The sequence below is a fragment of the Imbroritus primus genome (genome assembly GCF_964332355.1).
Lineage (GTDB): Bacteria > Pseudomonadota > Gammaproteobacteria > Burkholderiales > Burkholderiaceae > Imbroritus > Imbroritus primus.
The window spans coordinates 3,086,230-3,111,327 of record NZ_OZ201293.1 but is presented as its reverse complement, the minus strand read 5'-3'; the positions used below and the strand labels follow the sequence as shown (position 1 = coordinate 3,111,327).

Annotated in this window: 27 protein-coding genes and 1 tRNA gene; 20 read left to right on the top strand and 8 right to left on the bottom strand. The window is 64.3% G+C overall.

The features are described 5' to 3' along the window. Nucleotides 1-240 precede the first annotated feature (240 nt). Complete coding sequence (locus ACQ3C8_RS14370) at nucleotides 241-1,443, bottom strand: GGDEF domain-containing protein (RefSeq protein WP_428851917.1); 1,203 nt, start codon at nucleotides 1,441-1,443, stop codon at nucleotides 241-243. 266 nt (nucleotides 1,444-1,709) lie between these two features. Here ACQ3C8_RS14370 and ACQ3C8_RS14365 point away from each other — a divergent pair, with 266 nt between their 5' ends. Further along, nucleotides 1,710-2,513 (top strand): septal ring lytic transglycosylase RlpA family protein, encoded by an 804-nt coding sequence (locus ACQ3C8_RS14365; RefSeq protein ID WP_428851916.1) that lies wholly within the window; start codon nucleotides 1,710-1,712, stop codon nucleotides 2,511-2,513. A gap of 196 nt (nucleotides 2,514-2,709) precedes the next feature. Here ACQ3C8_RS14365 and rsmI read toward each other — a convergent pair whose 3' ends face one another. Continuing rightward, nucleotides 2,710-3,612, bottom strand: coding sequence for a 16S rRNA (cytidine(1402)-2'-O)-methyltransferase (gene rsmI, locus ACQ3C8_RS14360; RefSeq protein ID WP_428851915.1), 903 nt, complete (start codon nucleotides 3,610-3,612; stop codon nucleotides 2,710-2,712). A gap of 9 nt (nucleotides 3,613-3,621) precedes the next feature. Between rsmI and ACQ3C8_RS14355 the strand changes: the two genes are divergently transcribed. The 17 genes from ACQ3C8_RS14355 (at nucleotide 3,622) to ACQ3C8_RS14275 (ending at nucleotide 16,434) form a co-directional block, all read left to right on the top strand. Beyond that, complete coding sequence (locus tag ACQ3C8_RS14355; RefSeq protein WP_428851914.1) at nucleotides 3,622-3,987, top strand: YraN family protein; 366 nt, start codon at nucleotides 3,622-3,624, stop codon at nucleotides 3,985-3,987. 170 nt (nucleotides 3,988-4,157) lie between these two features. Beyond that, nucleotides 4,158-4,745, top strand: a complete 588-nt coding sequence (locus ACQ3C8_RS14350; protein WP_009522848.1) for a phosphoheptose isomerase — start codon at nucleotides 4,158-4,160, stop codon at nucleotides 4,743-4,745. Nucleotides 4,746-4,789: 44 nt separating this feature from the next. After that, nucleotides 4,790-5,539: a BON domain-containing protein gene (locus ACQ3C8_RS14345; RefSeq protein ID WP_428851913.1), complete on the top strand. Its 750-nt coding sequence runs from the start codon at nucleotides 4,790-4,792 to the stop codon at nucleotides 5,537-5,539. 274 nt (nucleotides 5,540-5,813) lie between these two features. Then, nucleotides 5,814-6,161 carry a c-type cytochrome gene (locus tag ACQ3C8_RS14340; RefSeq protein ID WP_428849616.1) on the top strand — a complete coding sequence of 116 codons (348 nt, stop codon included), beginning with the start codon at nucleotides 5,814-5,816 and terminating at the stop codon, nucleotides 6,159-6,161. A gap of 10 nt (nucleotides 6,162-6,171) precedes the next feature. Further along, entirely contained in the window at nucleotides 6,172-7,449 is a 1,278-nt protein-coding gene (locus ACQ3C8_RS14335; RefSeq protein WP_428851912.1) for an FCSD flavin-binding domain-containing protein, read from the top strand. Nucleotides 7,450-7,661: 212 nt separating this feature from the next. Next, entirely contained in the window at nucleotides 7,662-8,021 is a 360-nt protein-coding gene (locus ACQ3C8_RS14330; RefSeq protein ID WP_009522852.1) for a winged helix-turn-helix domain-containing protein, read from the top strand. A gap of 42 nt (nucleotides 8,022-8,063) precedes the next feature. Next, on the top strand, nucleotides 8,064-9,431 hold the full coding sequence (gene soxC, locus ACQ3C8_RS14325; protein WP_009522853.1) for a sulfite dehydrogenase: 1,368 nt from the start codon (nucleotides 8,064-8,066) through the stop codon (nucleotides 9,429-9,431). Further along, nucleotides 9,415-10,473: a c-type cytochrome gene (locus ACQ3C8_RS14320; protein ID WP_428851911.1), complete on the top strand. Its 1,059-nt coding sequence runs from the start codon at nucleotides 9,415-9,417 to the stop codon at nucleotides 10,471-10,473. The genes soxC and ACQ3C8_RS14320 overlap by 17 nt, the downstream gene beginning before the upstream one ends. A gap of 66 nt (nucleotides 10,474-10,539) precedes the next feature. After that, nucleotides 10,540-10,866 (top strand): c-type cytochrome, encoded by a 327-nt coding sequence (locus ACQ3C8_RS14315; protein WP_009522855.1) that lies wholly within the window; start codon nucleotides 10,540-10,542, stop codon nucleotides 10,864-10,866. Nucleotides 10,867-10,935: 69 nt separating this feature from the next. After that, on the top strand, nucleotides 10,936-11,391 hold the full coding sequence (soxY, locus tag ACQ3C8_RS14310) for a thiosulfate oxidation carrier protein SoxY (protein ID WP_009522856.1): 456 nt from the start codon (nucleotides 10,936-10,938) through the stop codon (nucleotides 11,389-11,391). Nucleotides 11,392-11,480: 89 nt separating this feature from the next. After that, nucleotides 11,481-11,792 (top strand): thiosulfate oxidation carrier complex protein SoxZ, encoded by a 312-nt coding sequence (soxZ, locus tag ACQ3C8_RS14305; protein ID WP_009522857.1) that lies wholly within the window; start codon nucleotides 11,481-11,483, stop codon nucleotides 11,790-11,792. A 70-nt stretch (nucleotides 11,793-11,862) separates the two neighbouring features. Then, nucleotides 11,863-12,312: a DsrE family protein gene (locus ACQ3C8_RS14300; RefSeq protein ID WP_009522858.1), complete on the top strand. Its 450-nt coding sequence runs from the start codon at nucleotides 11,863-11,865 to the stop codon at nucleotides 12,310-12,312. Between the two features lie 84 nt (nucleotides 12,313-12,396). After that, entirely contained in the window at nucleotides 12,397-13,221 is an 825-nt protein-coding gene (gene soxA, locus ACQ3C8_RS14295) for a sulfur oxidation c-type cytochrome SoxA (protein ID WP_009522859.1), read from the top strand. A 10-nt stretch (nucleotides 13,222-13,231) separates the two neighbouring features. After that, a complete protein-coding gene (gene soxX, locus ACQ3C8_RS14290) occupies nucleotides 13,232-13,891 on the top strand; it encodes a sulfur oxidation c-type cytochrome SoxX (RefSeq protein WP_009522860.1) in 660 nt (219 codons plus the stop codon). Between the two features lie 19 nt (nucleotides 13,892-13,910). Continuing rightward, nucleotides 13,911-14,456: a TlpA family protein disulfide reductase gene (locus ACQ3C8_RS14285; protein WP_428851910.1), complete on the top strand. Its 546-nt coding sequence runs from the start codon at nucleotides 13,911-13,913 to the stop codon at nucleotides 14,454-14,456. Nucleotides 14,457-14,569: 113 nt separating this feature from the next. Further along, complete coding sequence (gene soxB, locus ACQ3C8_RS14280; RefSeq protein ID WP_428851909.1) at nucleotides 14,570-16,264, top strand: thiosulfohydrolase SoxB; 1,695 nt, start codon at nucleotides 14,570-14,572, stop codon at nucleotides 16,262-16,264. 94 nt (nucleotides 16,265-16,358) lie between these two features. Continuing rightward, nucleotides 16,359-16,434: transfer RNA gene (locus ACQ3C8_RS14275), tRNA-Ala, on the top strand. Between the two features lie 263 nt (nucleotides 16,435-16,697). Here the strand turns inward: ACQ3C8_RS14275 and ACQ3C8_RS14270 are convergent. Beyond that, nucleotides 16,698-17,651 carry a hypothetical protein gene (locus tag ACQ3C8_RS14270; protein ID WP_206110981.1) on the bottom strand — a complete coding sequence of 318 codons (954 nt, stop codon included), beginning with the start codon at nucleotides 17,649-17,651 and terminating at the stop codon, nucleotides 16,698-16,700. A gap of 3 nt (nucleotides 17,652-17,654) precedes the next feature. Then, entirely contained in the window at nucleotides 17,655-18,890 is a 1,236-nt protein-coding gene (locus ACQ3C8_RS14265) for a hypothetical protein (protein ID WP_428851908.1), read from the bottom strand. A gap of 244 nt (nucleotides 18,891-19,134) precedes the next feature. Here ACQ3C8_RS14265 and ACQ3C8_RS14260 point away from each other — a divergent pair, with 244 nt between their 5' ends. Together ACQ3C8_RS14260 and ACQ3C8_RS14255 are read left to right on the top strand one after the other, a co-directional pair. After that, complete coding sequence (locus tag ACQ3C8_RS14260) at nucleotides 19,135-19,476, top strand: helix-turn-helix domain-containing protein (protein ID WP_060121794.1); 342 nt, start codon at nucleotides 19,135-19,137, stop codon at nucleotides 19,474-19,476. A gap of 3 nt (nucleotides 19,477-19,479) precedes the next feature. Next, a complete protein-coding gene (locus ACQ3C8_RS14255) occupies nucleotides 19,480-20,067 on the top strand; it encodes an ImmA/IrrE family metallo-endopeptidase (RefSeq protein ID WP_428851907.1) in 588 nt (195 codons plus the stop codon). On the opposite strand, the gene ACQ3C8_RS14250 is transcribed toward ACQ3C8_RS14255, so the two are convergent. From ACQ3C8_RS14250 to ACQ3C8_RS14235, 4 genes are read right to left on the bottom strand one after another with little or no spacing between them, the layout of a single operon-like run. After that, the gene (locus ACQ3C8_RS14250) at nucleotides 20,024-20,743 is read right to left on the bottom strand and encodes an SMODS domain-containing nucleotidyltransferase (RefSeq protein ID WP_428851906.1); all 720 of its coding nucleotides are present in this window, start codon (nucleotides 20,741-20,743) and stop codon (nucleotides 20,024-20,026) included. The genes ACQ3C8_RS14255 and ACQ3C8_RS14250 overlap by 44 nt on opposite strands. Before the next feature lie 4 nt (nucleotides 20,744-20,747). After that, the gene (locus ACQ3C8_RS14245; RefSeq protein ID WP_144832723.1) at nucleotides 20,748-21,269 is read right to left on the bottom strand and encodes an SLATT domain-containing protein; all 522 of its coding nucleotides are present in this window, start codon (nucleotides 21,267-21,269) and stop codon (nucleotides 20,748-20,750) included. 26 nt (nucleotides 21,270-21,295) lie between these two features. Then, nucleotides 21,296-22,249, bottom strand: coding sequence for a toll/interleukin-1 receptor domain-containing protein (locus ACQ3C8_RS14240; RefSeq protein WP_144832725.1), 954 nt, complete (start codon nucleotides 22,247-22,249; stop codon nucleotides 21,296-21,298). Next, nucleotides 22,246-25,098, bottom strand: coding sequence for an ATP-binding protein (locus ACQ3C8_RS14235; RefSeq protein WP_144832727.1), 2,853 nt, complete (start codon nucleotides 25,096-25,098; stop codon nucleotides 22,246-22,248). The genes ACQ3C8_RS14240 and ACQ3C8_RS14235 overlap by 4 nt, the downstream gene beginning before the upstream one ends.

Below are 25,098 nucleotides of genomic sequence, written 5' to 3'. Positions count from 1 at the left end.
CCGGCTTGCGTGCATGCGGCCATCACCCTCGCCGGTGCGGTCCAGTTGCGGTCGGGCAGGAGCGGCGCCGGCGCGTATCCTCGAACATCGTCGGGTCACGCGGCAGCCCAGCCCGGTGATGTGCGCAGGCGGCATTGGGTATGGCAGGAGTGAAGCGGTCGGGGAGGGCAGCGCACCACTGGCCAGTTTCACATCGTCGACCGGCAGGTGTGCGGGTGCTGGCGATCCTCCGGGCAGCGTTCAGTGCGCCGTCGCCCCTAGGTCCACCAGCGCATCGGCCCCGTTTTCCCGGCCCACGCTAACGGCGTTGCGTCCCGCGGCCTTGGCGGAATAGAGTGCGGCATCGGCACGCTGCAACAAGGCGGGCAGCGACTCGCCCGGGTGGCGTTCCACCAGGCCGATGCTGACGGTGTACATGATCCAGTGATCGTCGGATGGGCATCCGTGCCGCTCGATGTCGGTGCGCAGCCGATAGGAATGCAGGCGCGCATCTTCCAGCGCCATGTTGTGGTACAGCAGTCCAAACTCCTCACCGCCCAGGCGGCCGAAAGCATGCTCGTTACCAATGCTACGGGTCGTGCTGGCGGCAAAGTGCTCCAGCACACGGTCCCCACCGAAGTGACCATACACATCGTTGATGGTCTTGAAGTGATCGAGATCGATGAATGCCAGGCACACCGGACGGCCAAGACGGTCGGCGCGCTTCAGGATGGCATCGCAAGCGTCCATGAAGCCTGTGCGCGAGAGTGCGCCGGTCAGGGCGTCGTGCGTGATTTGCCGTTCCAGTGAGGCACGCAGGCGGACGTGCGCGAGCATCAAAAACCCAACCGCGAGCGCCGTCATGGCGAAGGCGTTATACAGCCGCACCACGTGCATCAGCAAGACGGGGTCGAATACGGGCGTACCGCCGGCGAACATCCAGCCAGCCTGTGTCGCACGCAGCGCATGCAAGGCAGCTCCCGCCAGCGCCACCGCACCCAGCACCAGTGCGGGAAACCGCATGATGCGCTCGCGTGCGCCCGGCAGGCACAGGCGGGCAACGTCGAGCAGCACGATAGTCGCGAACCCGCCAACCAGCGTGATCCGCATCAGCGACTGGTTGTCCACGAAGGTGAAATACAGCAGGCCGAGCGTGGCCAGCAGGGCCGTCAGGCCGACCAGGCGGGTGTAACGCGGCAGTCCGAAAAATTCGCGGCAGCCAATGACCAGCGCAGCCATGCCGGCGATGAACAGGGTGCTGCTCAGGCCGATCCCGAGCGCCAGGCCGAGCGCACCCTGGCTGACTAGCAGGGCGGACGCTACAGCGAACTGGGCATTCGATAGCCCCCACCAGTACAGCCCGCCTGGCGCCATGCCGGGAATGCGCCGCATGGCGAAAAAAACCATCGCCATCAGGGCGGCACACATGCCGGATGTGAGGATCATGGAGTCGGTATGGAGCATGTGCGGCGGCGGTGTAGAAGCTGCGGACAAGGGAAGCCCGGCTGAACATAAGCGAGGTCGTGCGCGAGCATACGATGACGCCGTGCAATTTGTCACGGCCCCAACCATGATCGGCACCCCCTCTTCGGGAGGGTTATTAGGCGGCTGCCAGATACCGGCCTCAGCGGATCGGAGGCGAGTGGGCACCGGGTTTCTGTCGGAATACATCACATTTCGTAACAAAATCAATGCTTAAGCGTGCATCCTGCCCGTGCTAGACTGCGCCGATGTCAGCCCAGCCACCCTTCACGCCCCCGCGTGCGGTTGCTTCGACCGTGCTCGCCACGCCAAACGCGTCGGCCGGCGGAGCCATGCGCGACGGGGCTGAATACCGGCGGCGCCTGCGTCAGATCCTCACCATGGCGGTTGCCACCGGGCTGCTGGCTGGGTGCCAGACCTTGTCCTCCGGTCCCGAGTCGCCGCAGGCAGGTACCGCCCCGGGCGTGGGCGCCCTCGGTGCCAAGCCGGGCAAATCGGGCGGGCTGGCCCGGCCCGATGCCGCGGCACCCGTGGCCGCTACGCCGCCGATGCCGTTCCAGCGCCCGCTGACGCGCGCCACTGCAACGCGCGGGCTCAATGAGGGCCTGCTGCTTCCCGATGATGAAGACAAGAGCTTCGGCAGCCTGCGCGCCGACATGGGCCTGTTCGTCCAGCGCGGAACGGCGTCCTGGTACGGCCCTGGCTTCCATGGCCGCAAGACGGCGAGCGGAGAGCGTTTCGACATGGACGGCATGACGGCGGCGCACCCCTCGTTGCCGCTTGGCAGCTGGGTCCTGGTGCGCAATCTGCGCAACGACCGCGCTGTGGTCGTACGGGTCACAGATCGTGGTCCGTTCGCCAAGAAGCGCGTGCTCGACCTGTCCAGGGCTGCTGCCAGCAAGCTCGGATTCTTGCGCCAAGGGGCGACTCAGGTCGAGATCCGCAAACTGTCGCGCACCGAAGTCGCCGCGATCCAGCAAGCCGACGGCGAGATGCCCTCCGAGCCGGTGCACACCGTCGACATCCTGGCTGATGGTCATACCGGCGGCTGACAAGCGGTTTCACCACGCGGTCTTGCGGACCTCGCCCGAGTGGACTGGACCTTTTGGCGCATCATCAATCCATCTGCCGGTAGTCGGTGTGTACGCGCGCAGGCGTGTCCTGCGAAGGGGTCGTTGCGGACCGCACATGCCGGTGGCAGCGCCGTGGCGCGCCATCGAAAGCCCGTCGAACCTACCAAGACAAGTTTTAAGGTGTTGCACCCTTGGCGGCCAGTGCCGCCGCGTAGAGGGTGTCGGTGGGTACGCCCGTGATCGCCGAGGTCAGCTTGGCCGCGCGCTTGGCCGGCAGTTCGGCCAGCAGCAGGGCAAGGACATGTTGCGCGTTCACCGCCGCCCCGGCCTCGCCCGCCGTGCTCTCGCCGGCGCCTTCCACCACCAGGACGAACTCGCCCTTGGCATGCGCGGCATCTGCGGCCAGCCAGCCGGACGCCGCATCGGCGCGGACCACCACCAGTTGCTCGAACAGCTTGGTCAGCTCGCGGCCGATCAGGATGCGGCGTTCGCCGGGAAGGACCGCCGCCAGGGCCGCGAGCGTGGCGGCGATACGATGCGGCGCTTCATACAGGATCCACGCTTCCGGCCGGGCCGCCAGCGCACGCAGCTGCGCCTCCCGTGCCTTGGCCTTGGGCGAAAGGAAACCCACGAAGGTAAAGCGGCCGTCGCCTGCCTCCAGCAGGTCGCCAGCCGCGCTCAGCGCAGTGATGGCGGCATTCGCGCCCGGCAACGGCATGACGCGGGCGCCTGCGGCGCGCGCGGCGGCGACGATTTTGGCGCCCGGGTCGGAGATGCCGGGGGTGCCGGCATCGGAGACATAGGCGATGCGTTCGCCAGCAGCCAGCCGTGCGGCGATGTGCTGCGCGGCTTCCATCTCGTTGTGCTGGTGCGCGGCCAGCAGGGGCTTGTGCAGACCCAGGCGATTCAGCAGATGGGCGGTGTTGCGCGTGTCCTCGCAGGCGATCGCGTCGGCCTGTGCCAGCACATGCAGGGCGCGCGCCGACAGGTCGGCCACGTTGCCGATCGGCGTTGCCACGACATAGAGCGTGCCGGGCGGGTAAGACTGGCCTTCGGCCAGCGTGTTCCAGTCATTCATGGGAAGGCGATGACACTGTTCGAACGTTTACGGGCCCGCGCCGCGGGCAGCGATGGCGAAAACCGGGCGCTGGCGCATCTGCGCGCGCAGGGTTTGCGGCTGATTACCCGCAATTATCGCTGCAAAGGCGGCGAGATTGACCTGATCATGGCAACACCGCGCGGCGAGACCGTATTCGTCGAGGTACGTGTGCGCAACCGCACCGATTTCGGCGGTGCGGCGGCCAGTGTGGGCGTCCGCAAGCAGCAGCGCCTGATCCGCGCCGCCCACCACTATCTGGCCCGCCTGCAGAGCCTGCCGCCATGCCGTTTCGATGTGGTGGCAATCGACGCCGGCCAGATCGAATGGTTGCCTGATGCCTTCGGGCTGGCTTGAGCGATAATGGCGCTGCCATCTCTGCATGCAAGACGATCGGAGCGCGATCCGGGCGATGCGCCCACCTCGCACGTTCCGGAGCCGATGGGCAGGAACACTGCCCGCCTGCCGATGTCCATGCGAAAGAGCTGGGCCGATTTCAAGATGATTCACCTGGGCTGATCTGTTTCATGTCGACAACCGCACGTATCGAGCAACATTTCCGCGACAGCGCGGAGACCAAACTGCGCGCCGCAGAAACCCTCGCGCCGGCCATCGCCGAAGCCATCGACCTGCTGGTGGCCGCGCTCACCAGCGGCGGCAAGGCGCTGGCCTGCGGCAATGGCGGTTCGGCCGCCGACGCGCAGCACTTCGCGGCGGAACTGGTGGGACGTTTCGAACGCGAGCGTCCCGGTTTGCCGGCCGTCGCCCTGACGACGGACAGCTCGATCCTCACGGCCATCGGCAACGACTACGATTTCAATGTCGTGTTCGCCAAACAGGTCCATGCACTCGGCCAGCCTGGCGATGTGCTGCTGGCCATCTCCACCTCGGGCAACTCGGCCAACGTGATTGCCGCGATCGAAGCCGCGCATGAGCGCGAGATGCGCGTGATCGCCATGACCGGCCGCGATGGCGGCAAGATCGCCGGCCTGCTGCGCGAAGGCGATATCAACCTGTGCGTGCCGAGCCAGCGCACGGCCCGCATCCAGGAAGTCCACCTGCTGACGCTGCATTGTTTGTGCGACGGCATCGATGTCGCGCTGCTCGGCGAATGACCGGCTGCCCGACACGCCCTAGATCCACTTTTCAGAAGGACGCCATGAAGAAATCCCTGCGCATGTCTCTCGGGCCAGTGATGACGGCCACCGCCATGTTGCTGGCCACCACCCAGCTCACCGCCTGTTTCCCGATCATGGCAGGTGCCGTGGCGGGCGGCGTCCTGTCGGCCACCGACCGGCGCAGCACGGCCACGCAGGCCATCGATCGTGGTTTGCAGATGGAGCTGGAAGCCACGTTCGCGTCGCAGTACAACGGTCAGGCCCGCGTGGCGGCCACCGTTTACAACCGCAAGGTCCTGCTGACGGGCGAGGCACGCAACGAAGCGCTACGCCAGCAGATCGAGACGTATGCGAAGGGCCGCGAGAACGTGCGTGAAGTGATCAATGACATCCGAGTCGCCTCGTCGCCATCGCTGGCGGCGCGCAGCGAGGATGCATTCATTACCACCAAGGTCAAGTCGTCGCTGATCGCCGAGACCGGTGTGCCGTCGAACTCCATCAAGGTCACCACGGAAGGCAATACTGTGTACCTGCTCGGCGTGGTCACCGAACCTGAAGGCGAGCGCGCCACCAATGTGGCCCGCACCGTCAGTGGCGTGAGCAAGGTCGTGAAGGCATTCGACTACGTGAGCGAGGCCGAAAAGGAGCAGCTCGACCGCATGAGCAGCGCCCAGCAATCGGGCCAGCCGGCGGCAGCTCCCGTCGCGCCGGCGACCACCGCACCGTCGTCAGCCACGCCTGCCGCGCCCGCCGATACCGGCGTGCAGGTCACGCCGGTCGCCTTGCCCTGATCCTCCGCACTACTTATGCTTGACCTGTTCGTTCGTGCGTCATAGACGCCGGACGAATAAGGTCATGCGCAGAACGCTCCACAAGATATCGTTCTCCGTGTTACCTTGCGCCTGCGGAAACGCGATCCGTCGCACTAGAAGTGCGCGATCGAAATGATCCTGGCGTCGTTGCATGGCCTGCGCGGTATCTTGGCGCGCCATGTCGTGTCGGCACGGTGCACCGGGCCGGAACCGCTTCGCTTCATTTTGATCGCGCCATAATATGGAGAACGAAGTGACGAAACCTGGTCCCCTCTTGCGCCGCGCCTGTGTGCCGGTCGCCCTGGCGCTGGCCTCTTTCACCGGCCTCGCCCACGCTCAATCCACGTCCGGTACCGTCAGCCCGCAGCAGGTGCGCTCCTGGGCGGCTGCCTGCGCCAGCTGCCATGGTACTGAAGGCCGTGCGCTGCCCGGTTCGCCGGTGCCCGGTCTGGCTGGCCGTCCGGCGGCTGATCTCACGGCACGCATGAAGGCCTTCAAAGTGGCTGGTGCGCAGAACGTGACGATCATGCACCAGATCGCCAAGGGCTATACCGACGAACAGATTGCACACCTGTCCGCGTACTTCGCGGCAGTCAAATAAGGGGGCTGCCATGCAACGACGTGAATTCATCGGCGCGCTGGGCGCCTCCGCCGTGGCCGGCTCGCTGGCCGGATGCGCCACCGCAGGCGGCAGCGCTTCGGGCGCCAAGGTCGTCGTCATCGGCGGCGGCTTCGGGGGCGCGACGGCTGCCAAGTACGTGCGCACCTGGAGCAACAACACCATCGACGTCACGCTGGTCGAGCCGAACGCCAATTTCATTTCCTGCCCGCTGTCCAATCTCGTCCTCGGCGGCAGCCGGCGTATCGAAGACCTGACGGTGCCATACGACAACCTCGTCAAGCGCCACGGCGTGAAGCTGGTGCGCGATATCGCCACCGCCATCGATCCGCAGAAACGCACGGTGACATTGGGCAACGGCACCGTGCTGCCATACGACCGCCTGATCCTGTCGCCGGGCGTCGACTTCCTGCTCGACGAAATCCCGGGACTCAAGCAGCCGGGCGCGGGTGACCGCATCCTGCACGCCTGGAAAGCCGGCCCGCAGACCGTGGCCCTGCGCCGCCAGCTCGAAGCCATGCGCGATGGCGGTACCGTCGCGATCAGCATCCCGGTTGCACCGTATCGCTGCCCGCCCGGACCGTACGAACGCGCTTGCCAGATCGCCTTCTACCTCAAGCAGGCCAAGCCGAAGAGCAAGGTACTGATCCTCGACGGCAATCCGGATGTCACTTCCAAGGGCGCGCTGTTCAAGAAGGTATGGGCCGAACAGTACGGCGGCATGGTCGAATACCGCAACCAGCACAAGGCGGTGGACGTCGATGTCGCCACGCAGACGCTGAAGTTCGAAGTGCAGGACGATGTGAAAGCCGACGTGCTCAACCTCATTCCGCCGCAGAGCGCCGGCAGCATCGCCGTCAAGACCGGCCTGGCCACCGCCAACAAGCGCTGGTGCGAGGTCGACTTCCTGACATTCGAATCGAAGGCCGTGCCGAACATCCATGTGCTGGGCGATGCCATCCAGATCGCACCGGGCATGCCCAAGTCGGGTCACATGGCCAACCAGCACGGCAAGGTGGCGGCAGCGGCGGTCGTCTCGCTGCTGTCCGGCCGTCCGGTCGATGCGCATCCGCTCTACAACAACACCTGCTACAGCTTCACTTCCGACAAGGAGGTGGTGCACGTCGCCAGCGTGCATCGCTACGACGCGGAGAAGAAGACCATGGTGACCGTGGATGGCTCCGGCGGCCTGTCGCCCGCGCCGAACACGCTCGAAGGCACCTACGCGCAGAGCTGGGCCAATACCATCTGGGCCGACGCGCTGGCCTAAGCGACTCGCAACGGCACGGCGTGCAGGACCTGCACCGCGCCCGTTGGCAGTCTTTGCGCCACAGCGGTCCGCCCGCTGTGGCGTTTTTCGTTGGCACCTATTCGTGACGGCAAGCGGTGCACCGGCCCCGGTGCTACCGCCGGTTGCGGAATGGCTTGCACAAGGGTAAACACTATATGCGCATAGACGCATATAGATATAGAGTTATGACCATGGAAGAACTTGATCGGGTATTCGAAAAGGTATCGGGCTATTTCAGCCTGCTGGCCGAGCCTACGCGCCTGAAGATTCTGCACACCCTGTGCGATGGCGAGAAGCCGGTGAATGCCATTGTCGAAACCGTGCAGACCTCGCAGGCCAACGTGTCGCGCCACCTGAACGCCATGTACCGCAATGGCGTGCTGTCGCGCCGCAAGGACGGCAACCTGGTGATCTACGCGATCGCCGATGCCAGCGTGGTGGAACTGTGCCGCACGGTGTGCGTGCAGGTGGCCGGGCAGATGGAAGAGACCACCTTGCCGACTCACGCCGTCGATCATTTCATGCCCCGCAGCAGCCCGTCACAGACATAAGCAGATGTCGCTGACATAACAAGATTCAGGCAGGAGACCAGCGTGTCCGATCGCGATCATTCGAAGCGCGAGGGTTCCGGCCGCATATTGCGCGCCCCGGAGAACTTCGTCGACCTCACCTTGCAGCAGGATATCGAGCGGCACGGCCTCGATGCCAAGCGCCGCAGCTTTCTGCGCCGCAGCTTTGCCGGCGCGGTTGCAACGACAGCCGCTGCCGCTACCGCGCCCCTGGCTTTCGCGCAGTCCGAGGGTGATGAGATGATCCTCAAGCCGCGCCCCTGGGCCACCTCGCTGGGCCAGCCCGTGGCAGCGCGCCCGTACGGCTTGCCGTCCGAGCACGAAAAGAATCTGCAGCGCCGCCAGTCGCCGGGCCTGACCCGCGTCGCTGCGTCGTCGGTCGCCTTCACGCCGTTGCAAGGTCTGTTCGGCATCATCACGCCGAACGGCCTGCACTTCGAACGCCATCACCAGGGCTGGCACGATATCGATCCCGCCCAGCATCGCCTCATGCTCAATGGCCTGATGCGCGCGCCGCGCGTCTACACCATGGACGACCTGATGCGCCTGCCGTCGGTGTCACGCATGCACTTCATCGAGTGCGGCGCCAACACCGGCATGGAATGGGGCAACGTCGCCGTGCCAACGGTGCAGTACACGCACGGCATGCTGTCGTGCTGCGAATTCACGGGTGTGCCGCTGTCGGTGCTGCTCGAAGATTGCGGCGCCGATCTCAAGCGCGGCAAGTACCTGCTCGCCGAGGGTGGCGACGGTTCGTCGATGACGCGCACCATTCCGCTCGAGATGGCCGACGAGATCATCGTCGCCTGGGCCATGAACGGTGAAATGCTGCGTCCCGAGAACGGCTATCCGCTGCGCCTCGTGGTACCCGGCGTGCAGGGCGTGTCGTGGGTCAAGTGGCTGCGCCGCCTCGAAGTCGGCGACCAGCCGTGGAACACCAAGGACGAAACGGTGCACTACGTGGACATGATGCCCGACGGCATGCATCGCCAGTACACCTCGATCCAGGAATGCAAGTCGGTGATCACCACCCCGTCCGGCGGCCAGACGTTGATCGGCAAGGGCTTCTACAACATCAGCGGGCTCGCCTGGTCGGGTCGTGGCAAGGTCAAGCGCGTCGACGTCAGCGTCGACGGTGGCCGCAGCTGGCGCACCGCACGGCTCGAAGGGCCGGTGCTGTCGAAATGCCTGACGCGCTTCAATCTCGACTGGGTCTGGGACGGCAGTCCGGCCATCCTGCAAAGCCGCGCCATCGACGAAACCGGTTATGTGCAGCCGCGTACCAACGAACTGCGTGCGATACGCGGCACGCGTTCGATCTATCACAACAATGCTATCCAATCGTGGCGCGTAGCACCCAGCGGGGAGGTGGACAATGTTCAACTGGGTTAATGCCGTGATGCGCAGCACAACGTCTCTCGCCGCGTGCGGGTTGGCCGCCAGCCTCCTGGCTGTGCCTGCCGCCGCCGAGCCAGCCAAGAACGCGCGCGCCCAGCTGGGCCGCACCGCCACGGCCGCGGAAGTGAAGGCATGGGATATCGACGTGCGTCCCGATTTCAAAGGTCTGCCCAAGGGATCGGGCACGGTCGCGGCCGGCCGCAAGATTTGGGATGCGCAGTGCGCGTCTTGCCACGGCGATTTCGGCGAGTCGAACGAAGTGTTCACGCCGCTGGTCGGCGGCACCACCAAGGCTGACATGCAGAGCGGCCATGTCGCCGCGCTGCGCGGCCACGATCAGCCATACCGCACCACGCTGATGAAGGTCAGCACGATTTCCACGCTATGGGATTACATCCACCGTGCCATGCCGTGGACGGCGCCCAAGTCGCTGTCCGCCGACGACGTCTATGCTGTGACGGCCTATCTGCTGAACCTTGGCGATATCGTTCCGGCCGACTTCACGCTGTCGGATGCCAACATCGCCCAGGTCCAGGCGCAGATGCCCAACCGCAATGGCATGACCACCAAGCACGGCATGTGGCGCGTTGGGGAAAAACCGGACGTGCGCGCCACGGCCTGCATGCGCGACTGCCCGAGCGGCAAGATCACCTCCGAACTGCCGGATCATGCCGATGGCTCGCATGGCGTGCTGGCCGAGCAGATGCGTACCTTCGGGCCGGTACGCGGCGGCGTGCCCGGCGAACTGCAGCGCTTGGCCGCAGCTGCGCCGGCGCCCAAGCAGGACCCGATGCTGACCGTACTCAACAATAACAACTGCATGGCCTGCCACGGCGTGGACAAACCCGGTGTCGGCCCGGCCTTCCGCGAGGTCGGCAAGCGCTACCACGGGCAGGCCGATGCTGCCGCCAAGCTGGCCGATAAAATCCGCAGTGGCGGGCAGGGCACCTGGGGCAGCATCCCCATGCCGCCACAGGCCCAGCTGAGCGCCGCCGAGGCGACGAATATAGCGAAATGGATTATTCAGGCAAAATAACGTTCTGGCCGCATAAAAAACGCATCGCACAAGGCCGACACGTAACCTCACAAATGGAGTGAAAGAATGAAACGCTTGATGATTGCCCTGCTGATGACTGCAGCCAGTGTGTCGGCACACGCCGTGGACGTGGCCAAGGCCCAGCAGATCGCCCAGAAGAACGCCTGCATGGGCTGCCACGCCGTTGACAAGAAGCTCGTGGGTCCGTCGTACCAGGACGTCGCGGCCAAGTACAAGGGCAACAAGGGTGCGGCCGCCACGCTGGTCGCCAAGGTCAAGGCCGGTGGCTCGGGTGTCTGGGGTCCGGTGCCGATGCCCGCCAACCCGGGTCTGAGCGATGCCGATGCCAAGGTCGTGATCGACTGGGTGCTCGCAGGCGCCCCGGCCAAGTAATACGCAGAAGCACGACCGCGCAGCGACGGGCTGCGCGGCGGTATGACCCTTCAGTACAGAGGAATCGACATGAATCAGCATCGACGCGAAGTGTTGCGCGCAACCGCACTGTTCTCGCTGCTGGCCGCTACCGGCCTGGTCAGTGAAGCGCAAGCCGCTGAATGGAACAAGGCAGCTTTCGAAGGCAAGAGCTATAACGATACGCTCAAGGCGCTAGGCGCCGGCTCGCCGGAAAAGAGCGGCAGTGTTTCCTTTACCGCGCCCGACATCGCCGAAAACGGCGCTGTGGTGCCGGTGGCGGTCACCAGCACGCTGCCCAACACCGAGCAGATCGCCATTCTGGTCGACAAGAATCCCAATGCGCTGGCTGCCAGCTTCAATATCCCTGCCGGTACCGAGGCCTTTGTCTCCACGCGCGTGAAGATGGGTCAGACGTCGAACGTGCACGCCGTCGTCAAGGCGGGCGGCAAGTGGTACGTCGCCACCAAGGAAATCAAGGTCACGCTGGGCGGCTGCGGCGGCTAAGTCGTCGCCAAGGGGCAGTCAAGGGGACAGCCGGACGGGCTGTAGCCGTCAGGTAGACGCAGTAGATTCACAGAACACAGGAGTTTGAAATGGCAGATCCGATGCGCGTACGCGCAACCGAAAGCGGTGGCGTGGTGGACGTCAAGATTCTTATGAAGCACGACATGGAAACCGGCCAGCGCAAGGACGCCTCCGGCAAGACCATTCCCGCCTGGCACATCCAGACGGTCACGGCGCAGGTCGGCGGCAAGACTGTGTTCGATGCACAGTTCGGCCCGGCCGTGTCGAAGGATCCGTTCCTGAACTTCAAGTTCAAGGGCGCCGCCAAGGGCGACAAGCTGTCGGTCACGTGGGTCGACAATCGCGGCGACAAGCGTACCGACGAAGCCACCATCTCCTGATGACGGCCTTCGGGTCCTGCCGGTGCCGGCAGGGCCGATTCACGCGAGCTCACTCGCAAAAGGACACCGCATGCGACGCGCATTCTTCAGGCTCGCGGCCGCGCTGACCGCAGCCGGGGTGGCCGGCAAGGCCGCCGCGCAAGGCAGTGGGGCGGCCCGTTCGGGCGGCGCCAAAGTTGTCTACCAGCTCAGCGAAGGCAATGCGCAAGCGATGCGCGCCATCGGCAATCTGCGCAATCACCTCGCGGGCGCGCCCGGCACCAAGCTGGTCGTCGTGGCCCTGGGCGACGGTGCGGAGTTTCTCGTGGAAGGTGCGCGCGACCCGCGCGGCCGGCTGTTTGACGCGCCCGTCGCGGCGCTCGCCGGACTGGGGGTGGAGTTCCGCGTGTGCCACAACACGCTCGCCGCACGCAAGATTCCCGAGGACAAGCTGCTGCTCGAAGCCAAGGTTGTCCCGGCCGGTGTGGTCGAGATCGCGCGGCTGCAGTTCGAAGAAGGATATGCATATATCAAGCCATGAGGGGTAACATGGCAAGCGTTGATGCTTTCGCCGCGTCTTTCTGCGCGTGATGGCGCCAGCGACAATAACACCGAGGAGAAACCTATGTCCCTACTGCAAACCGTCCTGAGCCGGGCGGTGCCGCTGACATTGGCGTTTACGGCGGCCTTCGCCGTCCCGGCCGCGCATGCCCAGGGCAGCACCGCCGATGAAATCGCCAAGTATCGCCAGATGCTGGCCGATGGCAATCCCGCCGACCTGTGGGAAGCCGCCGGCGAAGAAATGTGGAAAAAGCCTGCCGGTCCCAAGAAAGCCTCGCTCGAACAATGCGATCTCGGCAAAGGCCCCGGCGTCGTCAAGGGTGCCTACGTCGAACTGCCGCGCTACTTTGCCGACACCGGCAAGGTCATGGACCTCGAGCAGCGCCTGATCCACTGCCGCATGACCCTGCAGGGCCTGACCCAGGCCGAAGCCACTGCCACGCCGTTCTCCGGCGGCAAGCGTTCCGACATCGAGCGCCTGGTGGCCTATGTGACCGGCGCCTCGCGCGGCCTGCCGGTGAACGTGCAACTCAAGCATCCCGCCGAGAAGGAAAGCTACGCCCTCGGCAAGCAGATGTTCTTCTACCGTGGTGGCGCGTACGACTTCGCTTGCGCCACCTGCCACGCCACCGATGGCCAGCGCATTCGCCTGCAGGATCTGCCGAATCTGCTCGAAGAGAAGGGCGCACGCTTTGCCTACACCACGTGGCCGGCCTATCGCGTTTCGCAGGGCGAGGTGCGCACCATGCAGCACCGTCTCTACGACTGCCTGCGCCAACAGCGTTTCCCTGAAGCCGTCTATGGTTCGGAACTGATCACCGCGCTGACCATGTTCCTCGCCAAGAACGCCAACGGTGGCACGTACGACGCCCCCGCGCTGAAACGATAAGGAGCCGGCGATGCAAATGACTCAACTGATTCGCGCTTTCACGGGCGCAGCGGTGCTGGTCGCCAGCGCCGCGGCAGGCGTGGTCCACGCTGCCGACAAGAAGGATGCCGCGCTGCATTTCGACGGCAAGGCCGATCTCATGCATGCCATGGCTGTGTCGCTCAAGTCCAAGGGACCGGCGACACTTGAAGGCGTGCTCCAGCAGGACAGCGTGCAGGCCCTGTGCAGCAACTATCCCGATGCCGCGCACGTGCCCAAGGCTGCTGCCAAGCAGATCGAAGCCGAGCAGCTCAAGCTGGTGAAGTACCCGTCCGACAACAAGTACCTCGGTGACTGGAAGGAAGGCGAGAAGGTCGCTCAGCTCGGTCGCGGCATGCAGTTCAGCGACAAGGTCGGCAGCACCAACGGCGGCAACTGCTATGCCTGCCACCAGATGACCAAGGAGGAAATCTCCTTCGGCAACATCGGCCCGACCCTGTACAACTACGGCAAGATCCGCGGCAACAGCGAGGCAATCCTCAAGTACACCTGGAGCAAAATCTACAACTCCAACGCGTACAACGCCTGTTCCAACATGCCGCGCTTCGGTCACAAGAACATCCTGACCGAACAGCAGATGCGCGACGTGATGGCGCTGCTGCTGGATCCCGCATCGCCGGTCAACAAGTAACGGAGATACGGAGACGGGCATGGCGCACGCGATGATGCTTTCCCCTGCGACATTCCGCCCATGGCGCGCGCTGCGCCATGGCGGCATCGCGTGCCTCATGGCGGTTCTCATGGCGCTGGCACTTCTGCCCGCGCCGGCCCGCGCCGTCGCGGTGGGCGATACCGTGCAACTGCCGGCGGTCACGCTCATCGACGGCCGCACGCTCGGCCCCGAAACGTGGCGCGGCAAGCCGGTCGTCATCCAGATCTGGGCGACATGGTGCCCGTTCTGCGCCATGCAGAACCCGCGCCTGCAAAAAATGTACGCCGCCACCCGCCACACCCCGCTGCAAGTGCTGACTGTCTCCATCGATCCGAAGCCGGAAACGGTGCGCGAGTATGTCGCCCAGCGCAAATACACCTTCCCCGTGACGATGTCGAACCCCGCCCTCAAGCAGGCCATCGGCGCGCATCGCGGGATTCCCGAAGTGATCGTGCTCGATCGCAACGGCCGCGTCGTCTTGCACGAGATTGGCGAAATGCTCGAAGAAGACGTCGCCGAACTGGCGAAATACGCTACGCAATAACACGCAACAACACACGCAATCACGTGGACACCACGTAACGACCAGTCATCACGCACCACCGGCGGGCAGGCGACCGAGCCACGCCGCATCACAACGACAATGGAGACCCGGGCATGAACCGACGCGAGTTCCTGCAAGTGCTGGCTGTTGCCAGCGCGGGCGGCATGACGCTCTCGCATCATGACGCCATCGCTGCACAATCGGCTGAAGCGATGTATCAACTGCCACGTTTTGGCAACGTGCACCTGCTGCATTTCACCGACTGCCACGCACAGCTCAAGCCGATCTACTTCCGCGAACCGAGCGTCAATATTGGCGTTGGTGCCGCCGCCGGCCAGCCGCCGCACCTCGTCGGCGAAGACCTGCTGAAACGCTTCCGCATCGCCCCGGGCAGCGCCGAAGCGCATGCCTTCACCTACCTCGACTTCACCGAAGCCGCGCGCAAGTACGGCAAGGTTGGCGGCTTCGCCCACCTCGCCACGCTCGTCAAGCGCATGAAGGCCAGCCGCCCCGGCGCACTGCTGCTCGACGGCGGCGATACCTGGCAAGGCTCCGGTACCGCGCTGTGGACCAAGGGGCAGGACATGGTCGATGCCGCCCTCGCGCTGGGCGTCGACGTCATGACCCCGCACTGGGAAATGACCCTGGGCGCCGAACGCGTCAAGCAGATCGTCGATGGCGACTTCAAGGGCAAGGTGGCCTTTCTCGCGCAGAACATCAAGACCAATGATTTTGGCGACCCGGTCTTCGACCCGTACGTCATCAAGCAGATGAACGGCGTCAACGTCGCCATCATCGGCCAGGCCTTCCCCTACACGCCGATTGCCAACCCTCGCTACTTCACGCCCGACTGGACCTTCGGCATCCAGGAAGACAACCTGCAGGCCATGATCGACGAAGCGCGCGGCAAGGGCGCACAGGTCGTCGTGCTGCTCTCGCACAACGGCATGGACGTCGACCTCAAGCTCGCCTCGCGCGTGCGCGGCCTCGATGCTATTCTCGGCGGCCACACGCACGACGGTGTGCCGCAGCCCATCGTCGTCAAGAACGCCGGCGGCACCACGCTCGTTACCAACGCCGGCTCCAACAGCAAGTTCCTCGGCGTGCTCGACTTCGACGTCCGCAACGGCAAGATCGCCGACTTCCGCTACAAGCTGCTGCCGGTGTTCTCCAACTACCTGCCGGCCGATCCCGCCATGGACGCGCTCATCACGCGCATCCGTGCCCCGTACCAAAAACAGCTCGGCGAAACCCTCGCCACCACGCAGGGCCTGCTGTACCGCCGCGGTAACTTCAACGGCACCTTCGACCAGCTCATCCTCGACGGCCTGATGCAGACCCAGGGCGCCGAAATCGCCTTCTCGCCCGGCTTCCGCTGGGGTACCTCGCTGCTCCCCGGCCAGGCCATCCGCATGGAAGAACTGCTCGACCAGACCGCCATCACCTATCCCAAGGTCACCGTCACACCGATGACCGGCGCCACCATCAAGACCGTGCTTGAAGACGTGGCCGACAACCTCTTCAACCCCGACCCCTACTACCAGCAGGGCGGCGACATGGTGCGCGTGGGCGGCCTGCAGTACAGCATCGCCCCCGCCGCCGCCATGGGCCAGCGCATCGGCGACCTCACCCTCAACGGCAAACCGCTCGACGCCGACAAAACCTATAAAGTCGCCGGCTGGGCCGGCGTCTCCGAAGCCGCCCGCGACGCCGCCGGCCCGCCCGTGTGGGAAGTCATGGCCAGCTGGCTGCGCCAGCAGAAGGAAATCGCCCCGCGCAAGCTCAACGAACCCAAGCTGCGCAGCTGATTCGAGGCGTCGATTTGATGTCTCCGACGGGGACCGGCAGACCATCGCCGCCCCCGTTGAAGCGCCCGCCCGAGTCGGATAGAATCGACGACACGGGCCGATAGCTCAGCTGGGAGAGCGCTGCGTTCGCAATGCAGAGGTCGGGAGTTCGATCCTCCTTCGGTCCACCACTATTCAGCGCCCAACCGTTCTCGGTTGGGCGTTTCCATTTCCGGGGTCCGCAGACGACGCGGGGTTCCGGGCCATTCTGCGTGTGCCGACGGTTGGCGGACAAGGGGCCATGACGCGGCCGGTTCGCCCCTGTTCCGCCCTATCTTCTCTCGAAACCTGCGCCAACCTCTTCGTCGTGGCACACGCACGCGGCCTTGTGTGCCCGCAACTTGCGCGCGTGCCATTGCCATTGGTTGTCCAGCGAACTTGGAGCAGCAATCCATCACGCCAACGCACCCGCCGCGCAGGGCATCGAGTACAACCCTGCGCGTTGCTGCGTGACCACGAGGGCAACGTAGGCCGCGTGCTGCGTCGCAGGTTCCGGCTTGCCCTTGTCCTTCGACTTGATCTTGAACAGGTCGCTCGGTTTCGCGCTGTCCAGGCCTGCGCGTTGCATGATCCGTTCCGCCGTCGTGGCTTCGCCTTTGAACGACCACAGCGCCTCGAGCACCTTGGCCTGACCGTCGGTGAATCGGATCGGCGTGCTGCTGATATCAGGCAGCGTCGCCCATTTGAAGTCCGCCGAGAACGGCCCGTTCACCGGCGTGGCCGGATCGGCGGCCGCCGATTGCGCGGACGGTGATGGTGCGCCGATGAGCGCGATCCCGCCGCCGTAGAAGGTGAAGCGCTCCTCCAGCGCCAACCACCCCACACCCGCGCCGAAGGGCGATCCGCGCGTCGTGCGCGGCCTTGGCGTGATCACGCGGATGTCGCCGCCGGCGACGCGCACCCGATCCAGCAACGCTGGTTCTTGCAGCACGCGCGTCAGATCGCGGGCCAGCAGCACGGGCGAGCGGCGGGCCTCGCCCAGCCGCCACACGCCGTCGCCCAGATCATCGATGCCGTCGCGGCTTTCGATGCCGAGCGCGAGGCGCAGCTTCTGGCGCAACCATTCCTCGTCCAAGGCCAACGCCGCACCATCGTTCGCTTCGACGGCCACGGGCCCGCAGTCCGGGCAACGGCACATACGTCCACCTCGACCATCGCCCCAAACCTGCGCCCGATGCTGCTGGCAGTGTGGGCAGAGCACGAACGACCGATCAACGACCGTCGGCTTGACCGCCTTGCCGAGGACGGACAGTGCAGCCACCTCGCGGGGCGACAGCGTGGTTCGCAGCACGGGCGTGCCGTCCGCGAACAGGCGGCAGACCAAGGCCCAGGCATCGTGCGCCGCCATCGATCAGTCCTCGAACGCCGAGGAGGAACTGATCGCGTCCGCTTCCGGCGGAAGCTCCTGCGCGCTCAGGGTCTGGCCCTTCTGCAAGATGCCCACCGAGACCAGATAGCCTTCCAGCTGCGCCTGCATCTTCGCGTCGAACTTGTGCAGGTTCAGACGCCCCTTGCTGGTCACTTCGATGGTGACCACCTTGGCACGCGTGCGGCCCGGCTCGGGCGGATAGTAGAGATTGACCTGCGCCGCCGTCACCGCCCAGTTGCCTTCCAGCGGGCCGGGCAGTTTCTCCTTCAGCAGCTCATGCACCGAGCGTTGCTGGCTGGACTGCATCGCAGTGCATTCGATCTTCAGCGCGGCGTCCGGGCTGAGGAGCGTGAGCGCCTTCAGTTGCACCGTCGAGAAGCCGTCCTCGAACGCTTCTGGCACGTCGAAGCCGGTGCGCAACATCGACAAATTCAGCGTTGGCGACTTGATCCGGTGCGCGTTCGCCTTGACGCCCAACACATGCTCGGCAAAGGCCTCGACCAGCATCTGCTGGTACTTCTGGCCGCCGCGTACCAGCGTGCGCACCACGCCGGTGGACTTGGCGTATTCCAGCACCATGTGGATGTTGGGATTGCCGACGCGACGCTTCAGGGTCGAACCCTCGAACTCCAGCCGCAGCATGGCCATGTCCTTGACGTGGACGGTCAGCAGGAACACGCCGGGGCTGCGCTCGACCAAGTGCGCCACGCTGCTGTCGCCGCACTGCATTTCGCGCTTGTAGAACGCCGAGATGGCGTGGCGCAGTGCGGCCAGGTTGGTGTCCGAACCGTTCGGCTGGCGCTTCAGGCCCAGATCGTATTGCTGGGTTTGCGGCCCGTGATGCTCCCAGAAGCTGAAGTCGTAGGCGCGCTCGAACAGCGCCGGGTGGTTGACGTACAGCCAGAACGAGCGATGGACGTCGCTGCTGCACAGCGTCAGGCCTGCCAGTGCGGCACCGTCCGCCACTGCGGCCTCGAACATCGCCTGCTTGCCCGCCGCATCACCCAGTTGGACGGCGGCCATGAGGTTGGCGATCATCTGGTCACGGGCGGCAGTGTCCGGCCAGACCTTGACCGCCTCCACCAAGAACTGGCTGGTCTCCGGTGCATCGTCCCACGCGAACCCGTCCGGCACCGGCAGGCCATGTGAGGTCAGGAAGTCGCGCAGCGTGGCGTCCACCGGCAGCTCGAGCATCACGTCGACAAAGGTCTTCTTCATCTTGTTTGTCCTTTCTGGATCGGCGTCGGAGGTCTGCGACCGATGTACGGGCTGCACGGGCGAGCGACAGGGTTACTGAACACGCATCTCGCGCAAGTAAAGTAACGAGATACAAGCGCGATTCTGAACCGCGGATTTCCGCTTGTCAATCAACGGGGCACATCTAGACCTTTTGTGTATCTCGCGGCTATACTGACAGTCTTGATTCATTCACCGGCTGTTTAGCCGCGACAGGAGCATCGCCATGGCTTCGGCGTTTGGAGCACGCCTGCGGCGCTTGCGCGAGGCGAAGAAGTTGACCCTGCAACAAGTCGCCGACGCGGTCGGCTGCACCAAGGCCTACATCTGGGAACTGGAAATGAAGGAGGGGCAGCGCCCCACCGCCGAGCGGATTCAGAAGATCGCTCAGGTGCTCGGCGTGACGATGGAGGACGTGATGGGTACGCCCATGCAGCAGGCACCCGAAGCCAGTCCCGAGGACGTGGCTTTCTTCCGCGAGTACGCCGGGATGACGGACGAGGAGAAGGATCGCTACCGGCAGGCCCTCAAGATCATGTTCCCCGACAAGGGCCAAGGCGGGGACTGAGGATTGAGCGCAGCGCAGACCCTCACTGGCTCCATTGCCGCCAACACCGTCCAGAAGTGGTTGCGGGCGTGGTACAGCACGGGCATGCCCGACGCCATCGATTTGGAGATCGTCCGGCAGATGCTGCCGAGCACGCCCTACGGCACGGGCGTGCGGGAGATCAAGGCGCCGATGGTGCTCGATGTCGACAGCTGCGAAGGCATGCTGGTGCGCAACCCGAAGGACGCGGCCGAGTGGGGCATCTTCTACAACGGCAAGGCCAGCTCTGAACGCCGACGCTTCACCATCGCCCATGAGTTGGGCCACTTCATCCTCCATCGCGGTCAGCAGCAGAGCTTCAATTGCGACAAGGAAAGCGTCTACTCTGGCGTCGACACCATCCGCGCCATCGAACGCGAAGCCGACGACTTTGCCAGCAACCTGCTGATGCCCGGCGATCTGCTGCGCGACTGGATTTCGAGCCAGCGCATCGACCTGCACGTCCTCAGCGCCATCGCCAAGCGGTTTCAGGTTTCGTTCGAGGCGCTGTGCATCCGCTTCATCAAGTTCACCACGCAGCGCGCGATCCTCGTCTATTGGGACAACGGCTAATTTCGTTGTTCACCCACTGCGAGTACGACGAGCTGGTATTCAGGTTTTCGATGATCGTAAGAAAATAGTCCTTCTGGTTTGAGAGGAACCAGAAGCTCAGGCCGCAGACCCATTTCTCCATTTCAAAGGATTGGAACGGAAACCCGGCGGTTGCATTCCAGTATTTGAACAGCCGAATGGAGGGCTTGATCAGCGATTTATGCTCTTTGTTCTTGGCTTCGAGCGTGGAGTTGAAGTCATTCGGGTTGGTTGTCATCCAACCGCCGGAGCCATTCGGGATTTGCAGTTCGCCGAGCCATGTCGTCGTTGCAGGCACGAGGTCGAACCTGATGTGGTTCAGTTCGAGCACGATGGTCGGGCTGGACTGCCGGATTTCCGATGAGCTGTAGTACTTCTCGACGAAAGTCTTCAGACGATTCAAGTACGTCTGCGGCGTGGCATTGGTCTCGCTGAATACGATCATGTAATCGATATCCGAGTGCTCATCCATCGAGCGCGGCAAGATCGTGCCCCGCGTTGAGGAGCCGAAGCGGAAGTGCTGCTTGATTACACCGCTGGCGAAATGCAGCCCGATCCGGGTTTGCAGCGTCGAAATCGAGGTTGTGATTGACGACTGCTCAGTCGAAGAAAGCACGGCGTTGCTGGCCGTATCCGTGAGAAAACTCAATACCGACATCCCGTCACTCCTCCCTGTCCACCTTGTGCGTTGATTCGCCTTCCTCGATACCCCTGCGTGCGGCGACGAACGCCCTACGAGGAATGCTTGGACTTTTCTGGTTCAACTCGTTACGCGCGGTCGCCAGAGCCTTCAACTTCTCGGGCATCTCGTCCAGCCGACCCACCTGCAGCAGTTCGATCTCTCGGAAGAAGCGCGCTTCATTTCTGAGGGCCAGGAATTGCCCTGCGGCAGCCCTATGCATTGCCGCACGCTCATTGGGCTTGAGAAACGTCATCAACCCCGTCAGCAACGATGCCAGCAATGCGAATGCGCTTGCTAATTCCGGCTGGCTCTTGACCAGCGTGGCCCCAGCGATCGCCGCGAGAGCCGTCGCGGGAATCCCCAGCCAGTAGTTACGCCGCACCCAAGTATCCTCAGCGTTGAAGTGCCCTTTGCTGGAATACGTCGCATCCTCCTCAAGGCGCTCGGCTTCGCGGCGTAATGCGGCAATCCTGCTCTGATCGGTTTCGGACGATTCGCTCATGGTGTGTCGTGCCTCCTCGCATCGGCTTATTGCGCCTGCTGGATCGCCCGACGCAGCGATGCAGAGACTTCCCAGACGTTGGACTGGCCGCCCATGTATCTAGAAACCTTGATGTGATTGTTGCCTTCGAGCAGGTTCAGCACGAAGTCGACGAAGGCGCGGGGCTTGTCGACGCGCGTCGCCAGTTCCTCGTTGATGCGGACGTTCTCGTTGATCAGCAGCGCGGCGATCCGGGCGACCACGTCCTGATAGCCCTCGACATATGCCTGCGCAAACTGCTGAAAGCCGTAGTCCGTCAGCACGACATGCGACAGCGGCGCGCCGAGAACGCGCCCGATCTTGATGTAGTAGTGCTGCTCGAGAATGTCCAGCGAGTCGAGCAGTTCCTGCTGCGGCACATCTTTGAGCGCCGTTTCCGCGCGCAGCCGATCCCAATCCACAAGACCGGCGTCCTCGTCGATCTGCACTCTCGCAATGACGCGCAAGGCCAAGTCATCAACCCGCGTCAGACCTGAGATCAAGGGCGCTGGCCCAGAGAACCGGGCGGGCGGCTGGCCGATGGTCGGCTTGTCGTCCACGTCGAAGATGGCCGACAGGATGCGCTGCAAGCTCTGGTCGTAGTCGGCGAGGTCATCGACCTTCTGCCATAGGGTGGATCGCAGGCTTTCGGGTACTTCGCAATCGTCGATGACGACGGGGATCAACCGCGTTCCACGACTGATCCTGTTGACCACCGAGGTGTTCAGTTCTTCCCGAACCCAAGGCTTCTGGACGCTGACCTTGGACAGGACGACGATGACAGCCCGCGCCTCTTTCAGCCCTTCCTCGAAGATCTTGTCCACCAGACTGTCGCCCGGTTTCATCTCCCACTGGTCGAGCCACGCATCGACGCCATTCTCGCGCAAGCGCCGCGCGAAATCGATGACGAAACGATCCTTGTCCTCGCTGGCTTGGCTGACGAAGACCTTGGGCGCGCTCATTCGCCCGCCTCGAATTCCGCGCTCTTGAACTTCAGCACGTTGCAGTTCTCCTTCACCGCGCGCTGAAGGCCATCATCGAAGCCGGTCGGCGATTCCGCCTGAATCTCAATGGCGATCCGCACCTTCACGCCGGGGCGCAGGGTGAACTGCTGCACGACCTCGTCCACCACATCGGCGAACTGCCGCTTGGCCTGAATCGGATCGAGGTCGATGCTGGCGTAGAACTGCTTCTTGGCGCTTGCCGCGCCGCCAGTTGCAGCGCCACCCTTGCCGGAATCCTCGACGTGTGGAGGGATGCGACCGTCGCCCGTCACCACGACTGTCGTCGCAGCGCCGCCCGAATCGGCGGCCTTGGCGCGGGACGCTTCCTCGGCTGCGCGCAGGCTTTCCATATAGGCCGCTGCGGTGAGCGGTTCGATCAGCAACAGCGACGAATCCATGATCAGCGACGTGCGCTTGCCGTAGCTGAAGCCCACATAGCGCACCTTGTCGCCATCCGGTTCCTTGCCCTGCGCGAAGCCGAAGAACTCGCGGCTGTCCGCACCTGCGCCCATCGTGGTCTGGAACACCGCGTCGTCCTTCAGACGCGGCAGGTAGAGCTGCTGGCAACTCTGCTGCCACACGTTGAGGGCGCTGGTGTCCTTTGCATCGTCCTTCCAGAACCAGTCTTTCAGCACCTTGGCCAGATGGATCGGTGCCCATTCGCTGATGAGCAGTTCATTCTCCTTGAGCACGCGCTCGATTTCCTGCGACCAATTCTGCGCGCCGGGGTTGAGCGGGAAGTGCTCCCACTTCACTTCGGACAATCCCTTGCCGGGCCGGGCTTCCTGCACCGGCGCGACCAACCATTTGTAGGTTTCGCGGATCATGCGCCGCGCCGTTTCCTCTGCCTGATCCAAGCTGGCTTGCGCCTGCTTGGCCATCAGGTTGTCGAGGACGATGCGGTTGTCCTTGTAGTCACTGACGATGCTGCGCCACGCGAGGTGCGAGCGAACATGATCCTTCAGGCGGCTCACGCTGTCGTAGTCCGCCGCCACGAAGATCAGGCGGTTCTGCTTGAAGCGTGGCTGGTCGCCGCGCTTCTTCAGAATCTCGGTGGCGCGGTCAATCGCAAGGCTCTGGCCGCTCTTGCTGAAGGCCGCATCCGGCGGCAACACCACCAGCCGCAGCGCCCAGTCATCGGGCACATCGCCGCTGCCGGTGAAGATGTGGATGCCGCCGAACACCCCGCTGGCAAAGCTGCGCTGCACGCGCTCGCGGATCGCGGGGAACACATCTTCCTTGTCCTGAAAGCGGCGCTTGCGCTCTTCCATCTCGCGCCGCAGGTTCGGGCGCGTGTCCAGCCAGAAACGATTGTTGGCGGCGTTCAGGTAGTGCAGCCGGTCGCCCAAACGCCGCAGCGCGTCCTTGAACAGGTTGGGCTGCTGGCCGGGCTGGGCCACGCCCAAGATCACGCGCTCCAGTTCCAGACCGCGCACGCCCTGGTTGGATGTGCTGGGCGCGCTGCCTAGAAAGATGGCGCGCGCGGCGCGTCGGCAGGCTTGCACACTGCCGAAGCGGGTGTCCTTGTTCTCGATCTCCCAGGTCTCCGAGCGCTCGCCATCCACGTCGCGCTCGATCACCGGCGTCCAGCCCTGCGGCAGGTAGTAGAGCACCTCGTTCAGTGTGTCGGCATCCATCAGCGGAAAGCTGCCGGGCATGATCAGCGGGTCGTTGTTGCCGTCCTTCCACAGGCGGTGGATCACCTTCGCCATCAACTTCAGCACGCCGCGCGTGCGCTGGAAGTTGTCCAGCGTTGACCAGTCCTCGTACAGACGGTCGAACACCTCGGGGTGGATCGGGTAGGCATGCGTCAGCCGCTCCAGATACTTGCTGTCCTGCGTCTCCTGCGGGAAGTCGTCGCGGTTCTCGATGTAGTAGTCCGCGAACGAGCGGCAGACCGACTCCATCGCCAGTTTGTCGTTGATGTTGCTGAAGAGCCGCCGACGCACGATCTCGAACGCCTCCTCGGTCGCCACCGGCTTCCACAGCGCCTGGATGCGCCCGAAGTAGTGCGAAAGAGAAGCCAGTGCCTTCTCGCCGCGCTGGCTGCCTGCTTCCTTGGCGGATTCCGGCAGCGAGGCCAGCAACACGGCGGTCGGCACGGCCTTCAAGGCTTCCGTCAGCGCCTGCACGAAGCTGAGGTTGGAATCGAAAGTGCCGCCTGTTAGTGCCTTGCCTTCCTCGAACTGGCGTACATAGGCCACCAGCTCGTCGATCAGGATGACGCAGGGCGCGTAGCGGGCCAGCAGATCGGCCAGCACGTCCTTGCCCGGCGACGTGCCCGAGGCGTCGGCCTCAGCCACCAGCGCGTAGCCCTCGGCCCCGCCCAACTGCCATGCCAAGTCGCCCCACAGGGTGCGGATGCTCTGCCCATCCTTCACCACCGGCTGGTTGGGTGAGGACTTGATGCCATCCAGCACGGCGATGCGCGCCTTGGGCAGTTCCGTCACGCCCGCCGCGTCGAGGATAGCGGGCACGCCCTGCAAGTCGCTGGCGGGCGCTTCGCCCTTGGCGAGGTGATAGACCGCCAGCATGGTGTGTGTCTTGCCGCCACCGAACGCGGTTTGAAGCTGGATCACCGGGTCGCCGCCCTGGCCTGCAAGGCGCTTGACCACCGAGTCCAGCAACAGCCGCATACCTTCGGTGATGAAGGTGCGCTGGAAGAACAGCGCCGGGTTCTGGTATTCCGCGTTGGCCGTGCCCGCATGCACGCGCGACAGATCCGCGGCGAATTCAGCCTGCTGGAACTTGCCTTCCCGCACATCGGAGTGCGGTTCCGCGATTTCGCGCCAAGGTTTCAATGCCAT

Coding starts and splice junctions, on each gene's coding strand:
- ACQ3C8_RS14245 (WP_144832723.1), bottom strand. CDS start 21,269: ATGAGCGAATCGTCCGAAACCGATCAGAGCAGGATTGCCGCATTACGC.
- soxB (WP_428851909.1), top strand. CDS start 14,570: ATGAACCGACGCGAGTTCCTGCAAGTGCTGGCTGTTGCCAGCGCGGGC.
- ACQ3C8_RS14260 (WP_060121794.1), top strand. CDS start 19,135: ATGGCTTCGGCGTTTGGAGCACGCCTGCGGCGCTTGCGCGAGGCGAAG.
- ACQ3C8_RS14370 (WP_428851917.1), bottom strand. CDS start 1,443: ATGCTCCATACCGACTCCATGATCCTCACATCCGGCATGTGTGCCGCC.
- ACQ3C8_RS14345 (WP_428851913.1), top strand. CDS start 4,790: ATGAAGAAATCCCTGCGCATGTCTCTCGGGCCAGTGATGACGGCCACC.
- ACQ3C8_RS14235 (WP_144832727.1), bottom strand. CDS start 25,098: ATGGCATTGAAACCTTGGCGCGAAATCGCGGAACCGCACTCCGATGTG.
- soxY (WP_009522856.1), top strand. CDS start 10,936: ATGAATCAGCATCGACGCGAAGTGTTGCGCGCAACCGCACTGTTCTCG.
- ACQ3C8_RS14270 (WP_206110981.1), bottom strand. CDS start 17,651: ATGGCGGCGCACGATGCCTGGGCCTTGGTCTGCCGCCTGTTCGCGGAC.
- ACQ3C8_RS14350 (WP_009522848.1), top strand. CDS start 4,158: ATGTCGACAACCGCACGTATCGAGCAACATTTCCGCGACAGCGCGGAG.
- ACQ3C8_RS14315 (WP_009522855.1), top strand. CDS start 10,540: ATGAAACGCTTGATGATTGCCCTGCTGATGACTGCAGCCAGTGTGTCG.
- ACQ3C8_RS14320 (WP_428851911.1), top strand. CDS start 9,415: ATGTTCAACTGGGTTAATGCCGTGATGCGCAGCACAACGTCTCTCGCC.
- ACQ3C8_RS14335 (WP_428851912.1), top strand. CDS start 6,172: ATGCAACGACGTGAATTCATCGGCGCGCTGGGCGCCTCCGCCGTGGCC.
- soxZ (WP_009522857.1), top strand. CDS start 11,481: ATGGCAGATCCGATGCGCGTACGCGCAACCGAAAGCGGTGGCGTGGTG.
- ACQ3C8_RS14300 (WP_009522858.1), top strand. CDS start 11,863: ATGCGACGCGCATTCTTCAGGCTCGCGGCCGCGCTGACCGCAGCCGGG.
- ACQ3C8_RS14265 (WP_428851908.1), bottom strand. CDS start 18,890: ATGAAGAAGACCTTTGTCGACGTGATGCTCGAGCTGCCGGTGGACGCC.
- ACQ3C8_RS14330 (WP_009522852.1), top strand. CDS start 7,662: ATGGAAGAACTTGATCGGGTATTCGAAAAGGTATCGGGCTATTTCAGC.
- ACQ3C8_RS14355 (WP_428851914.1), top strand. CDS start 3,622: ATGACACTGTTCGAACGTTTACGGGCCCGCGCCGCGGGCAGCGATGGC.
- ACQ3C8_RS14285 (WP_428851910.1), top strand. CDS start 13,911: ATGGCGCACGCGATGATGCTTTCCCCTGCGACATTCCGCCCATGGCGC.
- rsmI (WP_428851915.1), bottom strand. CDS start 3,612: ATGAATGACTGGAACACGCTGGCCGAAGGCCAGTCTTACCCGCCCGGC.
- soxA (WP_009522859.1), top strand. CDS start 12,397: ATGTCCCTACTGCAAACCGTCCTGAGCCGGGCGGTGCCGCTGACATTG.
- ACQ3C8_RS14250 (WP_428851906.1), bottom strand. CDS start 20,743: ATGTCGGTATTGAGTTTTCTCACGGATACGGCCAGCAACGCCGTGCTT.
- soxX (WP_009522860.1), top strand. CDS start 13,232: ATGCAAATGACTCAACTGATTCGCGCTTTCACGGGCGCAGCGGTGCTG.
- ACQ3C8_RS14365 (WP_428851916.1), top strand. CDS start 1,710: ATGTCAGCCCAGCCACCCTTCACGCCCCCGCGTGCGGTTGCTTCGACC.
- ACQ3C8_RS14240 (WP_144832725.1), bottom strand. CDS start 22,249: ATGAGCGCGCCCAAGGTCTTCGTCAGCCAAGCCAGCGAGGACAAGGAT.